Raw genomic sequence first — 14114 nt, forward strand, 5'->3', positions numbered from 1 at the left:
TGCAGCATGGGCGGCTTCAAATTCCTGAAAAATTGTACCATAAAAGTAACGCCTCCGAACAAATTTACGACCCGCTTGAATTTGCCGTGCATTCTAAAGGTAGGGTTAGTTTAGAATTTATCAGGCGGGTGGTTTTGGCATTGGAAGAACGATTTGACCAGTCAGAAGGTAGTATTGAATTTTTTGCTTTTAAAGTCGAACAGGCTGCATTGCTGGAAGATAAGGTCTGGTTTGGGAATACAATTGAACAGGTCACTGCACTTCATGAGGAATGGGCTGAAGGCTTTGTCGACCAGGTCAGCAAAAAAGGCGGTAGTGTATGTTTGACCCTGGATAAGGCAAATATATTGGTCTCATATGCTGATAACAAAGAAGATATAATGATCAGATTTGACGTGGACCGCCTTGCGTGCCTTCATGGCTCCGGAACGTACGATCAGGCTCCCTTTTAAATAAGACATGTTGGTTGCCACGTACATCACACCCAGGTTAAAACAAAAAACCCTGGTACAAGTACCAAGGTTATTAATCCAATCTAACTTAACTAATTTCGCATTTTCTTTTACGCAAATGTTAATGGAAAGTTACATCTTAGTTTATTTTATTAATTCTAGCTTGTCAGTTTTGACATGACATAAAATTCCATTGCGCAGGGTCAACTTTTTATAAATCAGCTAAGAAGTGTTACACTTTATACAGAATATATTCTGCTACAGTATATATGAATTTTATTGATTGAAAAAGAGATTCTACCATTCTTTGGCATGAAAGTGTGCACATTTCACAATATTGTTTCTGTTAAGGAAAATCCATCCGTGATATTTGTTGAATGCGTATGTTTACTTTAACCAAAACGATATCAAATGAACCTCAAGAATTATGTCCTCCTTATCTATGGATTAGTAATAATAAGCGCAGGTTGTAAAAAAAATGACGAGAGGTCAAATACCAAGGAATCTGCGTCTGAATTAATGGGAGTTGATGATGGATTTCAGGCCAAGCTAACAAGTATAAATACTGGTTATCAAGCAAAGCAAGTTATAACAATAGCCGGCAGAGCGTTTGAACGTGGCTTTCAGGATGGCAAGGGTAGTCAAGCCTTATTTGAATCACCATGGGGTATAGAAATGACGCAGGAAGGAACCTTATTGGTCTGCGATCCCGCAAATGACAAGATACGAAAAGTAACAACTAAAGGGGTTGTTACACCTTTAAATATTCCATCAGCCGCAGATGGTTCTAATCTTTTATCACCCCAATATATAAGACAGGGAAAAGATGGAACATTGGCTATAAAGGCTTCTGAATTTAAGGCTAGATATTGGATAGTGAAACCAAGCGGACGATCAACTGTAACCACCGGTACACGGAATGGCTATTATGGGTCATTGGCAAAGGATCCTTACACTGATTATTACTATACCTTTGGCTTAAATATCGGCACTAATAACGTTCTTACGGGATTTTTAGAAAAGGTATTACCATCTGGTCAAATTGGTGTTGATGCTCAGGATTTTCCAGCTTCATCTCTAAATGGCGACGAAAATACAAGAAATCCTACTATAACACCTTTATATGTAGGCTACAATAAAGTTAAGTATATGGTTGTCAACGGCAACCATATCTATAAATTAACCCCAACGGGTGAACTGAAGCAGTTATTTACAAACTTCAATTTTGAATCGTCAATAGATGATCTTATCGCTAACAAAGATAGTCGTACACTCTATATCGCATCGGGTGGGAGCATATACAGCATATCAAATAATAAATTAATGCGTTTGGTCGGTCCTAATATTGCATTCGATGGACGTGATGGAATCGGGAAGGACGCTGATGTTCGGGCATTTAACCTAGCCTTGTCGAACGATGAAAATTCCCTATATTTCACTGATGCTCGCTATACGGTAAGGAAACTAATATTAAAATGATCAGAATTTAAAGGAATCCAGCTTTAATAATTTAAATGGGCGCTGCTTAATTATTCCTATGAGGATCTAGTAATTGAACTGAGGGCTAAATTACACAGATTTCGTAGGGACTTAGAACAAGACAGCGACCTCAAAACTGCAATCAAAACAATTGATTTGACATGAGATTTAATGAATTTTGGTTTAATCATAAGATCATGAAATTTTGCTGTAGGGATTTAATAGAAGTTCTAAGCGTAATATAAGACCCAAACTATAAACCATCTCCTATAACTCGAAGACCCAACTCTGATGTAATTAAATACACCTCCCCATCTTCAAATTACAAACTCTTCCAACCTCTAAAATTTTCATATAATATTTTTTTTAAAGGCTTGAAAGCGGTCTTGGAGCTTAGACTTTAGCCCTGGCCTTTTGACGATGTAAAAGAGGATATATATATGTTAATGTTCATCCTGACAGGCAGGAACGAACACGCCAATATTCATCCTCTCGGAAGAAATCAACAAGTGCTGCGCACGTTGCTAAGAATGCTGCCTATCTACCTTTCCTCAAACCTTTTCAATCCCAAAACTTATCCATAAACGACCATTAAAATCACTCAAAACGCATGAAAGAGATCTCAGAAACACCCAAATCCCACAAACGACTATTATAACACCTCGACGAAACACTATGGGAAAACGTTGGAAAATGGTTAAGTCCAATACACACGCTAATAATCATAAACAGTACATTGCAACCAAGATGTTGCAATTTCAATTCGTAATTAAGGAAATCATACAACAGGGACTAACCAGTGACCAGCCTTACTTCAATCGTGATTACAAGGACGAAGGCAGTGAGCCATTCCTGATACATTATTTCCTGACGGAAACATTTCTATTGCGGATCGAATGCACCCTTAATTTTGATACTGTAGTTGAATACTCGTTCGAGAACTGTCCTCATGAGGAGGCAATACGGGCAATCATCAAATCAACCGGCTGAATGACATTGCTACATCAATTATCAAAAAGCCATCATTAGCTGCTCATTACAAAGGCGTGGTAGCTTATCAGGATCCGAAGCATTTCTATAGCATTTAGAGGCCATTTCCTTATTTATTTAAAAGTTACTACACTTCAGTGCCACCTACAACTAAATTAAAATGCTTGGTCTATTCGACCAGGCATTCTTCATTTAAACATAAATTACTTAAAAACGCATAAGATGAAAACAGACAGACAAACAGAAACAGGGCGAAGAGCCTACAATGAGGCTGTCAACAAAGCCTATTTAAGAATTGTTGAAACCTTTAAACAAATGATCGGTAGCCTGCCGAGGTACGAAGCAAAGTGCGTAGTTGATTAGAGGAACAGCTCAACTTGTCCGGCTTTAAAACCCATCAGTTTGTTTCACCGTTACTTTTTCTAGGCCTGGAATTGAGCGTTGATCTTTTACAAATTCAATTTGGTTACGAGAATTTGATGTGAACAGCGATCTTGCTGATTTTTCATCTCAGTTTGTTAGGCAGCTTTACAAATTTACATCTCGATAGTATGCGAAGGTCGACATAGAGGATTGTGTCCACACCAACCATTTGATGCATGACTGTTCTAAATTATATATAGTTATTAAGGAAAGTAAGTACAAGCGGCATGTCTTTAAAGAAATACCTTTTCAGGCACCAAAGACCAAAAAAAAGTGCTGCTTGAGGTAGCATAACTAAGTGGGAGATTCGGATCTCACTTCAAAGGGTCATCAGGGAGGGAATGTTTTCACTGAGCAATTAAATATGACTGCCAATGTTTTGAAATAATTAATTTTATATTACGAGCATCACGCATAAAAATCAAATTGACAGTCAAAGTATTATGACCATAATTAAATATTTGAATAAAATATTTAATTAACCTATTATAAATTAATATTATTAATAGCTTTAAGGATTCGAAATATATACGATCGTATGATTAGTAATAAATTCCTCGTATTGCTATTGGTTTTGAACCAATTGGCAGGTTTCAAAAGCGTAAAGGCCTCCACCTCTTCGAGAGATACTTTAATCGTAATAGCTTTGAACAAACTGGCCTACGATAATCGTTTCGATAATCCAGAGCAAACTATAAATAATGCTAATAAAGCCCTTACCATTGCTAAGAAAATAGCATTTAATAGTGGGGTTGGCGAAGCTTACCGGCTATTAGGGATAGGCCACTATTATCTTAACCAATCGAATAAAGCCATTGATGATTACTTAAAAGCTTTACATATTTTCGAAAACCTCAAAGACTTTCACAGCCAGGCCAAGGTTTTGAATAACATTAGTAATCTTTATATAGATGATGATAACAACAAAGCCCTTGATTATCTTAAACAAGCCTTAGTAATAATCCAAAGTACACCAGACACTAAATTACGTGCGGTGTTGTATATGAACATTGGAAATTTGTATTATAGAAAGAAAAGCTTTCACGAAGCAATAAAATATTATGACAAAAGCACGAGTATGTTTTCCCAGCTTCAAGACTCGATTAATCTTGTAACCGGGTTACAAAATAGTGGTCTGATATATCTTAACCTCAAGCAATATGACATAGCCGAAAAACGTTTGATCGCAGCCAACAACGCTGGTAAAAAACGCGATTTGAATAAGCCTGTTGCCAGTAGTAGCCTTGCTTTAGCTGCATTATATAATTTAACTGGTAAATTTGATTATGCTTGCCGCGCAGCTCGAGAAGGTGAGGCTTACGCTATTGCGGTAAACGATGATAAGCTAACAACTGACTACAATTATACTATTTATCAAATAGAGTCTAAGCGTAAGAATTACAAACGCGCACTTCAATATTTTCAACGTATTGTTCAGCAGGATAGTGCTGGTCGGATCAAAAACGAAATTGCCCACATAAAAATGGCGCAACGGAAATTTAGTTTGGGTGCTACTCAATTCAATAAAGATTTAATTATTGAGAAACAGCGAACAGATCGGATTAAATTTGTTTCAATTACTATAGTTAGTGGAGTTTCCCTAATTGTGATAATTATGCTGTTTTTTGAAGTTGTGGGTATTATTAAGTCGCGATCTCCTTTTCAAAGAGATCACTAACTTGCGAAAACGCTAGCATATTTATCCTCTATAAACAAATTCCAGAGCAGAGTAAGTATTCCATACTTTAAGATAAGGTCACAGGTCTTATTGAAGTTATACATGATTTTAGATCGATGCACATTTGCGACACCATTGAAAAGGTGATCGATTTCAACTTTTCTTATCCGCATCAGTTTGAATCTTCATTTGCAGCTTACTTGACACCATCTGATCTACAGGCTTATGAAACTTTTTTGGTAAGTGATCTGATAGAAGATGTGGTTAGCGGCAATTGGAACCAAGGAGATTGCTACCGTTTGAAAGAAAGTGAAGCAATTTGGGACGGAAAGGAGTTCTATTAACTTACAATTCAAAAAGTGATAAAATGTCGATAATAGGATAAATGTTTTATACTTTGCGTTTAGATACAAGTATATAATATTGTACCCCTCTTAAAAACTGGACTGGTTGAAGGACGAAAAGTCTTAACTTTAACCAGTCAAACGATGAAGAACTCGATTATTACCGAAGCACAGATTGTCAAGGCCATCAAAGATTATGAAGGAGGCCGAGAGCTAAACGATGTATGCCGTGAACTGGGCGTACACAAATCCACCTTTTATAACTGGCGTAAAAAGTATGCCGGTATGGACAGCCAGGAGTTGAAGCGTCTGAAAGAGCTGGAGGATGAGAACCGCAAACTGAAGCATATGTATGCGGAGCTGGCCTTAGATCATAGCCTTTTAAAAGACGTACTCTCAAAAAAGTTCTAAAGCCCTGCCAGCGCAAGGAGTATCAGCAGGGCTTGCCGGGTGGTAAAGCTGCCCAAATCCATGTATTATTATAAGAACGTCAGAGACGATTCAGAAACGATCGATAAACTGCTTGAACTATCGGAACGGCATCCTACTGAAGAGCAGGATCTATTACAGTAGAATCCTCCAGCAGGGCCTCATGTGGAACTACAAACGTGTAAGAAGTGTTTACCTGTTGCTGGGCATGAATCGCCGCAGAAAGGTCCGCAGACGTGTACCTGCCAGGATAAAAGTGCCGTTGATGGTGCCTGAACGTGCTGGACATATGTGGTCTATGGATTTCATGAGTGATGTATTAACCAGCAAAAGGAAGTTCAGGACGCTGAATATTATAGATGATTATAACCGGGAAGCAATTACGGTAGACGCTGCGTATACCATGCCGGCCACCAGAGTAACCCAAATCTTGGAGCGAACCATTCATGAGCAAGGCAAACCAAGCTGTATCTGGGTAGATAATGGCCCTGAGTTTATCAGTAAGGAGTTCAGGGATTGGTGTGAAAGCAAAGGTATCACAGTACAATATACGCAACCAGGCAAGCCAATGCAGAACGGCTACATTGAGCGGTTCAACAGAACGTTCCGCGAGAATATACTTGACGCCTACCTTTTCGAAGATATTTATCAGGTACAAATCTTAGCCGATGAGTGGATGGAAGATTACAATTACAGCAGGCCGCATGAAGCACTGGGAGGTACAACGCCAGACCTGTACAAGCGGCTAAACTGTGGAAATATTGAAAACTCTATCGAGTTTCCAACATCTCCACAGTTACAACAACAATAATTATATTTTTGAATTAAATAAGTCTATAAAACACCAGTCCGAACTAAGGGAGGGTTACAGTTATTCCAAAATACGCTCTCAATATCAATAATACAATGGCATCTTAAAACGAAACAAAAAGTAATAAGACTAATAAATATTACGATTATTGCCCGACTCACAATTGGGAAGGTTATAGGAGAGATGAGTATAATGAAGCACAAAAAGATTTGTCGGGCCATATTGAGCTGTATGCAGTCGAAAGTCATGTTGTAAATACCTATCCTAAATCAAGTTGATAAAAATTAAACGCTAGATCTACTTAGCCTGCCGTTTATCCTTAATGGACATTCTCCATTTTATACTCAACTTGGGCGTTTGATAAATTTCTTAACTCAAGATATTACATACTTCATTAGCACAGTCAGTAATGAGTACGATGTTGAAGCAAAGTTTGCATGCAGAGCAGTGTGTATCGCGACCGTATGTCTAAAATCAAAATACAAGCACTAGTCGATTTGGTAATGATTTATTAAAAGGTCACAAAGATAATTAAACCCTGTCTAGCCATCTGGCTGAGTGCAGTCTAACTTTTAAATACATTAGATAAGATTGCAACACCCAATCCTTCCCCATAGGATAACAGATAAGGACTTGATGCCATATCAACATCCTTTCCAGAAATTTACAATTTTTGTAAAACTTCTATACTGAATACAATTTATCATTTTTGGGAAAATGAAATTAGTCAATTCAGGATTCAGACGACCTGTGTAAACATGAAATTTTCAATTTTTCTTAATTGAAGAGAAAGGACTATTGTTCTTGCACCTTTTCATACAATCCAATGATCTGACGTTGCAATTTCAGTACTAAAAGATCTTGCTCTTTCAATTTACTTTTAGCAATTTCTAAACTATCAAGTAAATCACTAGCCGGTAGATATTCCTTAAACGTTAAGAGATCACTTAACCTTACCCCAAAGGCTTCTGAAATTTTGTCCAAACTAGCGGAATCGATGATAGTTCTACCTGCTTCCATATTCGAAATCGCAAAGATGGAAACACCAATAATTTTTGCAAGAGTTGTTTGGCTCATTTTACGTTGATTACGCAATTTGCAAATATTCAAACCCACTACGTTATTGCTCTTACTTGTCATAATATTCATTTGCAATGCCTTTCAAGTAATATAGCAATAATATTTAATTTTTAATCTATAATATGGAGATTTTAAGTGGATATGCAAACTAAATTATCAATCATCGAATGATCATAAATAATATTAGGAGTTGCTATCCCTAAACCGACAACAGCCAGCATATGTCAAAATAAGATAGAATAATCCCCGGCTTCAAAACCGGGGCTGAAAGTTTTTACTATTGACTAAAGACCACCCGGCTACTATTCCGCTATCTTCATACACACAATTCATTAAAAATTAGTTTAACGAGCAAAATAATTAATAATTAAGCAACGGACTTTACTGTATCCCAAATTCGCGCTCTCAACGCTTCATTATAATCCTCAAGTAACTGGACGTATTTGTCCTTCCATTGTTCAGCGTTAGCCTTCATCTCGTCAACAGTTATAAGACTTTGGGTTTGACGGTTTTTAATCTCAAACTCATTACACGTCAAGACCTCAGGAAATTCTTTTGAAAAATCATATCTAATGATCAGACCAATTTTGTAGATAACGTCATATTTAAGATTTGAGTTTTGAAAGTAATTATAGACTGTTCTTCTATTAACATTCAACTCGGTAGCTAGATCGGTTATACTATAACCATTTCTTCGTACTATATATTCTACTACTTGCCCTTTATGATTATCCATTCACTTTGATTGAATATTGTTGTATGCAATTTGTTGGCCAGTAGTCAATTTAGCAGGGAATGAGTAAAAATACCTTATTTGTTGAGCTTATATTTAATTAGATTTAATGCAAGTGGTGCATTTGTTTAATTTGCTGTAATGATCACTGTAGATATATTTGCCCAATAGGTGGTATTATGCGTAGCAATCGCACAGTTTTATGCGGCTGGAATCTGAGCATGCGATAATATTTTGAAAGTCGAACATTGAATTCTAGTTTCGTGTCGTTTAACGTTTAACTCGTCTACAAAATTTATAGTATTTACAGAGCCTTCCAAATATACCAGCATGCCATCCAAGAGAACAGTATGGGCAGAAAAACCAACGTAGTTGTACATTATTATATGATGAGTTTCGGCATGTTGTAAGTCATTTCTATACTTCTCTATTGTTGTAAGTTCGAATGAAAGCTTACATCGATTGTTTTGACCTGCCTCAAACAGCGGTTTACCTTTTATGTGACCGAATAGAATAACTTTATTAACTCCTGACATATTAAATTGATATAGTTGCGTAACCGTGATTTGGGACGATTTAGTTAGTGGTGTAGTTGAAATGCTTAGTTTAGGAGAAACAGATTGTAAGCCTCCAACAGAGCAATATACTTATCCTTCCAACTATTAGCATCGTCGACCAGTGGATTCTCAATAATAATCACAGTTTTATCATCCCAAGCGTTAAATGTAAAATCACTCCTGGTAAAGTGTTCTGGAAACTCATTGGAAAAATCATGCCTTATTGTCTGACCTACTCTGTGAATAAATACCTTTTTTAAAATCCTTTGTTGAAACAAATTGTAAATTGTTCTTCTGTTTACATTTGCGGCTACGGCTAGTTCAGTTATACTAAATCCGTTCTTTCTTACAACATATTCAACAATATTGCCATCGTGTTTTTCCATATTGTTTATGCCGTTAATTGTTAGTTTATTACTTGAAGATTTCGGATTATCGTGCTGTAAAGTGTTTCTAAGTCGAATGGTTTTAGCAGATAATCGTCGAATCCGAATTGACTGCATAGGTCCTGGATATCATAATTAGTAGAGATAGCTATTACAGGGATTTCACTATTGGAGGTTTTAATTTCTCTAAGGGCATCTATGCAATCGAGTCCACTTAACTTAAAATCCAGTAGGATTAGATCAGGTTTGTGAAGAGATATCAAGCTGAAAAATGTTTTATTACACTCTTCAAAGGAGTAAACTTTGTAATTAGCGTCTTCTAAAATGGCAGTAAGAATATACAAAATCTCCTCATCGGAGTCTTGAACAAATATCGTTTTCATAAAAATCAACCGTAATTACATTTGACGATAACACCAGATATCTAATAAGTCACAGACGAATTACTGTATAATAGTAAAACCAAGAACATTATAATATGATTGGAAACGAAGCGTCAATAGCTTCAACGTAGTATCGGCGGGAAGTATAGAATAGTGTAATTGTATCTTGACAAATCTATAGTAAACTGAATACAAAGAAGCTAATATCTAAACTTGGTTCTATTCTGCTGCAAATAGCTAAAAATACACATAAAATAACCAATACTGGCAAGTAAAGTTAGCCATTTCAGCCGGAAACGGTGTCCAGCCCTCCTGTACTCATCCTCCAAGATAGTACCAAAACTTTAGAGCCTTCACGGCATAAACCTACTATGCCCAAGCTTTGCCCATTTATTTTATGTCCTAAAAGTTTGTTCATCTCCACCTTGCACTTATTCCGTCTTCCAGGCTGCAGTGGCTGCCATAACTAATTATTTATCAACTAAATCATTAAGAACATGGTACTACTACAGTAAAGTCAACAGACAAAGCATCATTTAAGGACACCTACCAATAGGTAACAGATGCAGTAATCGAAGCATTAGAAGAAGGCACAATCATCTGGCAGTGTCCCTGGAACGGAGTCAGACTACCTAAGAACATCACCACCAACGTAAATTACAGAGGCTGGAACATCTTCTTACTTAACTTTCATTCGATGATTAAAGGTTATCCTAGTCCCTACTACATCACGTTCAAGCAAGCTGCACATCTTAAAGGAGCTATCAAGAAAGGTGAGAAAGGTATTAGGATCATCTACTGGGCAACAATCAATTCTAAAATTTCCGGAACAGACAGCCCTCAACCAATTGTTGACGAACCATCAAAGGCTCATACCATCATGGTTCCTAAAGTCTACACAGTGTTTAACATTGCACAAACAGAAGGAATTGATTTCCCTTACATCGAGTTTGAACAACGAAGTGAATACGAAAAGATCGAAGCATGTGAAAATGTCATTGCTGAAATGCCTAATAAGCCGACTATCAACACCAATGGTATAAATGCATACTACCGACCATCTACTGATACCGTTGTCGTACCAAGCCTTAAATTATCAAAATCTAATGAGGAATATTACAACACATTATTCCATGAACTGGCACACAGTACCGGCCATACAAACAGATTGAACAGAAAAGAGCTTATGCAATCAGATGGCTTTGGTAAAAGTGACTATGCTAAGGTAGAACTTATCGCTGAAATGACTGCAGCATTCCTGTCTGCCATAACTGGCATTGGTTAACCGACATTTGATAATAGTGCAGCCTACATTCAGGGTTGGTTAAAAGCATTGAAGAATGACAAAACATTAATCATTAAAGCAGCTTCACAAGCTCAATGTGCCGCTGAATATATCATATCAGTTAAATAAAATAGCAAGGCTCTTTTCTGGGTTTCCTTTTAAGTAGTCAGAGTACCTTTTAAAACTGAGATGACTTTACAGGAGATGAAACCTTCATTTAAATACTTAAAGTGCAAAATCAATCTGGTATGGTTCGATCTACAAAAGATTTGCTATTTAAATAGCGTCAACGTATTTATTTAAGCATGATCTTTCGAATAGTATTTGTGCTATAATCCGAGAAATAAAGGCTATTTTCATTATCACCTAAAGCTAAGCTGTTGGCATGAACGTCAGCGTTTGCACCTTTGCCATCACGACCGTCAGGTGTTAGAGTGTTGGGACCCGCTAATACACTCAATTTGCCATTTTCAATCTTAACAATTTTACCACCACTGGCAAGATACATTGTACGACAATCTGCATTTAAGACAATACTACTGATATTACTTAAAGCGAGATTTGGAAACAATTGGGCAGTTGTTCCTGAAGGTGTATATTTAAATAAGCGAGGTCCAATAGCAAAATATATTACACGGTTCCTGCCAACAAACAAACCACGGAAACTTTGACCTCTTCCTTGCTCATCATCAGTAAGTAGATTGTTGTTATAAGGGATATAATCTTTACCTGTAGAGCCATCAGCGTTGATTACATGTTTTCCTATACTGTTGTGGATGGAAAACCAAAGAAAATTTTCATAAGGGTCTTTAGCCAGTGCGCCAAATGCTATATACTGGAGGCCATAGCCAGTTAAAAGGTTGCCTTTATTGTTAAATATATAGAACAGCCCTTCCTGATCTACAAGGTAACTTAGTACATGTACGTTTCCTATATTATCTACCCCTACGGAAGTAGGGCTTTGCAGAGGGTAATCTCCTGTAGTCTTAAGCGGAAGCGTTGAGACAATACCTCCAGCAGTCAGTTTCCGGATTGCGTTGTTGTTTTTATCTGCAATGTATAACGTTCCATCAGATGTTAACTGAATGCCTGATACTCCATTGAACATTGCAGTTTGAGCCGGACCATCGGCGTAACCTGGAGTATTTCTAACACCTGCTAACGTAGTAACCAAATTAATGGTTGATAATGCGCTTGTTGCTAAAGGTGTTGTCTCGTTCGTAGTCTGTGTTAAGGATTTAGGTAATTCAACATCTTTTTTACAGCTTGGACACAAGAGAACAACTAACAAAACCGAATTTAAGATTACTAGTTTGAAAATGTCTGATTTCATAAAGATGTATTTGGTTGATCAAACTTAACTACAAATAACATCATCTTTCGTTTCTGTTGAAAACGGTCCTTCGATTGTGAAAATAATAGTAAAAGTTGTGACTTAGTTGTGGTTTAAAGAAATAATCAGATTAACGAATAAGTTTGATGTAAATACTAGTATTGGCAGCATGATTAAACCTAACTGATTCTATTACTTGATAGTTACTCAGCTTGGTTGCCTTTTGAGAAGTCATAAGGTAGTTATCTAATAGTAAACTACAAAGAATAACACATAAGCTCAACGAGCTGCTTATTACATTATAGCTGCAGTTACGAATCGGCATAGTTCTAAAGCCCTAGTGGGCTTTTTAGTTAATAATATTGGTTTAAAATCGTAATTTTCACTGATTTCATGAGTGATGACTGAAACGAAAAATGTAAAGATTACATTTGTGCCTACCATTCCAGCAGCAATTGCTTTTATTTTAATTGAGCTTGTAACGTTCTACTTATTTTTTGGACGCAATGTGCCTTCTCTACGGCTACCTTTTTTTTTAACCATTGCTCCGGAGTTTTATACTCATGTGTCCAACTTCTCACTTAGCTTAAGTACTCTAGTAATATTTTCGTTTATATGGCTGTCTTTAGGTGTCCCATTTCGCTATATAATAGCATTGGCTGGTATGATCTTGGGGCTTAACTTTCTTGTTGAAACCTGGGTGTTCGTTCTGAACATTCCTGACCTAATTGATGCTTATTATGGAGCAAGTGGTGTCACCATTGGAGTTTTATTTTTAGTATGGGTCAAATTTTATGGATTGAAACTCTTCCAACCGTAGAACAAACTAACCGGTTCAAGAAACAGGCGTTGTTCATAAATATACCATAATTGCGATAGTTCAATTTCTTAAAAGGTATCTAGGCAATTCACTCACTGAAGGTTCACTTATCATACTCAATTTATTCCTTAAAAGTAGGTATTGCAAAGATCTAATTAAAGAAGGTTGATTAGATCTTTGCAATAGGATAGCCAATTAATTGACAAGATGCTCACTAACAAGATGTTAAAAGACTTCTGTCAGAATAATGTGGCTGAACTTCATTTACTATTTCGGCGGCAAAAACCTGATATTCGCATCTATTTTAGGAGTTATATTAAAGTTGGGTAAATTAGCAAATACTATAGTTGTATCCTTCAATTTATACCAGCCATTACGTTTTAACGAGGCATCTGCATAACGTCAAATTGCATTCAATAAGCCAGGATACTTATTTCCATAGACATTATAGATTGAAGCTTTATCCTTACCATAATAAACTATAGCATTAAATGACAGCGCGTCTTGTATATGAGTATCTTCATATTTCTTGTGAACTGTTGATTCACTTAATTTACCTATAATTTCTTCTAAGTCTTTCGTATTTATCTGATTGTTAATGTAGAGACTGTTAACCCCTGATACACTTTTAATCAAATAAGCTCTATGATTGGCATAAACTTTTAGGGAATATGAATGCGTCCAACCGCTATGGAATGAATAATCCAATAGGAGCCTATTATCATCTGCAATTTTATTGCAGCCATAACAGAATACGTTTGTAATAAACAATAAAATATAGTTATTGAGCCTTGCCATTTAGATTTAATTGAACGCCCCCAGATTAATTCCACAATTGTTTCATAACCTGTGCCGGTGTTCTGCCTGCATTACCGAGTAACCGATAGTATAGCGGCAAAATCGGTGAAAAAAGCAAAAAAGCTAGGCGAGG

The 14114-nt window shown here is 36.7% G+C and carries 15 protein-coding genes and 1 pseudogene; 9 read left to right on the forward strand and 7 right to left on the reverse strand.

Going from position 1 to position 14114, the window contains the following annotated elements; genetic code table 11:
- Positions 1-32 precede the first annotated feature (32 nt).
- From A0256_03345 to A0256_03375, 7 genes and pseudogenes are all read left to right on the forward strand, one after another.
- Positions 33-452, forward strand: a complete 420-nt coding sequence (locus A0256_03345; GenBank protein ID AMR30524.1) for a hypothetical protein — start codon at positions 33-35, stop codon at positions 450-452.
- Positions 453-863: 411 nt separating this feature from the next.
- On the forward strand, positions 864-1931 hold the full coding sequence (locus A0256_03350) for a hypothetical protein (protein AMR30525.1): 1068 nt from the start codon (positions 864-866) through the stop codon (positions 1929-1931).
- Positions 1932-2606: 675 nt separating this feature from the next.
- Complete coding sequence (locus A0256_03355; GenBank protein AMR30526.1) at positions 2607-2921, forward strand: hypothetical protein; 315 nt, start codon at positions 2607-2609, stop codon at positions 2919-2921.
- A gap of 961 nt (positions 2922-3882) precedes the next feature.
- Entirely contained in the window at positions 3883-5022 is a 1140-nt protein-coding gene (locus tag A0256_03360; GenBank protein AMR30527.1) for a hypothetical protein, read from the forward strand.
- Positions 5023-5138: 116 nt separating this feature from the next.
- Positions 5139-5366 carry a hypothetical protein gene (locus tag A0256_03365; protein AMR30528.1) on the forward strand — a complete coding sequence of 76 codons (228 nt, stop codon included), beginning with the start codon at positions 5139-5141 and terminating at the stop codon, positions 5364-5366.
- A gap of 144 nt (positions 5367-5510) precedes the next feature.
- Positions 5511-5777: a transposase gene (locus tag A0256_03370; protein ID AMR30529.1), complete on the forward strand. Its 267-nt coding sequence runs from the start codon at positions 5511-5513 to the stop codon at positions 5775-5777.
- Positions 5778-5837: 60 nt separating this feature from the next.
- A pseudogene (locus A0256_03375) lies at positions 5838-6540 on the forward strand (transposase).
- Between the two features lie 861 nt (positions 6541-7401).
- Here the strand turns inward: A0256_03375 and A0256_03380 are convergent.
- The 5 genes from A0256_03380 to A0256_03400 form a co-directional block, all read right to left on the reverse strand.
- Entirely contained in the window at positions 7402-7755 is a 354-nt protein-coding gene (locus A0256_03380) for a hypothetical protein (protein AMR30530.1), read from the reverse strand.
- Positions 7756-8053: 298 nt separating this feature from the next.
- The gene (locus A0256_03385) at positions 8054-8422 is read right to left on the reverse strand and encodes a hypothetical protein (protein ID AMR30531.1); all 369 of its coding nucleotides are present in this window, start codon (positions 8420-8422) and stop codon (positions 8054-8056) included.
- A 197-nt stretch (positions 8423-8619) separates the two neighbouring features.
- On the reverse strand, positions 8620-8955 hold the full coding sequence (locus tag A0256_03390; GenBank protein ID AMR30532.1) for a hypothetical protein: 336 nt from the start codon (positions 8953-8955) through the stop codon (positions 8620-8622).
- Positions 8956-9020: 65 nt separating this feature from the next.
- The gene (locus A0256_03395) at positions 9021-9362 is read right to left on the reverse strand and encodes a hypothetical protein (protein ID AMR30533.1); all 342 of its coding nucleotides are present in this window, start codon (positions 9360-9362) and stop codon (positions 9021-9023) included.
- A 20-nt stretch (positions 9363-9382) separates the two neighbouring features.
- Positions 9383-9745 (reverse strand): hypothetical protein, encoded by a 363-nt coding sequence (locus A0256_03400; GenBank protein AMR30534.1) that lies wholly within the window; start codon positions 9743-9745, stop codon positions 9383-9385.
- A 697-nt stretch (positions 9746-10442) separates the two neighbouring features.
- Between A0256_03400 and A0256_03405 the strand changes: the two genes are divergently transcribed.
- Positions 10443-11030: a hypothetical protein gene (locus tag A0256_03405; protein AMR30535.1), complete on the forward strand. Its 588-nt coding sequence runs from the start codon at positions 10443-10445 to the stop codon at positions 11028-11030.
- 295 nt (positions 11031-11325) lie between these two features.
- On the opposite strand, the gene A0256_03410 is transcribed toward A0256_03405, so the two are convergent.
- Entirely contained in the window at positions 11326-12363 is a 1038-nt protein-coding gene (locus A0256_03410) for a hypothetical protein (protein AMR30536.1), read from the reverse strand.
- A gap of 400 nt (positions 12364-12763) precedes the next feature.
- Between A0256_03410 and A0256_03415 the strand changes: the two genes are divergently transcribed.
- On the forward strand, positions 12764-13183 hold the full coding sequence (locus A0256_03415) for a hypothetical protein (GenBank protein ID AMR30537.1): 420 nt from the start codon (positions 12764-12766) through the stop codon (positions 13181-13183).
- Between the two features lie 402 nt (positions 13184-13585).
- Here the strand turns inward: A0256_03415 and A0256_03420 are convergent, their stop codons facing one another.
- The gene (locus tag A0256_03420) at positions 13586-13981 is read right to left on the reverse strand and encodes a hypothetical protein (protein ID AMR30538.1); all 396 of its coding nucleotides are present in this window, start codon (positions 13979-13981) and stop codon (positions 13586-13588) included.
- Positions 13982-14114 lie beyond the last annotated feature (133 nt).

Origin of the sequence: Mucilaginibacter sp. PAMC 26640 (genome assembly GCA_001596135.1) — a bacterium.
Lineage (GTDB): Bacteria > Bacteroidota > Bacteroidia > Sphingobacteriales > Sphingobacteriaceae > Mucilaginibacter.

Bases quoted from the DNA above. Each gene is read 5' to 3' on its own strand.
- A0256_03355 (AMR30526.1), top strand. From the start codon at position 2,607: ATGGGAAAACGTTGGAAAATGGTTAAGTCCAATACACACGCTAATAAT.
- A0256_03350 (AMR30525.1), top strand. From the start codon at position 864: ATGAACCTCAAGAATTATGTCCTCCTTATCTATGGATTAGTAATAATA.
- A0256_03420 (AMR30538.1), bottom strand. From the start codon at position 13,981: ATGGCAAGGCTCAATAACTATATTTTATTGTTTATTACAAACGTATTC.
- A0256_03415 (AMR30537.1), top strand. From the start codon at position 12,764: ATGACTGAAACGAAAAATGTAAAGATTACATTTGTGCCTACCATTCCA.
- A0256_03370 (AMR30529.1), top strand. From the start codon at position 5,511: ATGAAGAACTCGATTATTACCGAAGCACAGATTGTCAAGGCCATCAAA.
- A0256_03380 (AMR30530.1), bottom strand. From the start codon at position 7,755: ATGAATATTATGACAAGTAAGAGCAATAACGTAGTGGGTTTGAATATT.
- A0256_03400 (AMR30534.1), bottom strand. From the start codon at position 9,745: ATGAAAACGATATTTGTTCAAGACTCCGATGAGGAGATTTTGTATATT.
- A0256_03385 (AMR30531.1), bottom strand. From the start codon at position 8,422: ATGGATAATCATAAAGGGCAAGTAGTAGAATATATAGTACGAAGAAAT.
- A0256_03360 (AMR30527.1), top strand. From the start codon at position 3,883: ATGATTAGTAATAAATTCCTCGTATTGCTATTGGTTTTGAACCAATTG.
- A0256_03390 (AMR30532.1), bottom strand. From the start codon at position 8,955: ATGTCAGGAGTTAATAAAGTTATTCTATTCGGTCACATAAAAGGTAAA.
- A0256_03405 (AMR30535.1), top strand. From the start codon at position 10,443: ATGATTAAAGGTTATCCTAGTCCCTACTACATCACGTTCAAGCAAGCT.
- A0256_03395 (AMR30533.1), bottom strand. From the start codon at position 9,362: ATGGAAAAACACGATGGCAATATTGTTGAATATGTTGTAAGAAAGAAC.
- A0256_03365 (AMR30528.1), top strand. From the start codon at position 5,139: ATGCACATTTGCGACACCATTGAAAAGGTGATCGATTTCAACTTTTCT.
- A0256_03410 (AMR30536.1), bottom strand. From the start codon at position 12,363: ATGAAATCAGACATTTTCAAACTAGTAATCTTAAATTCGGTTTTGTTA.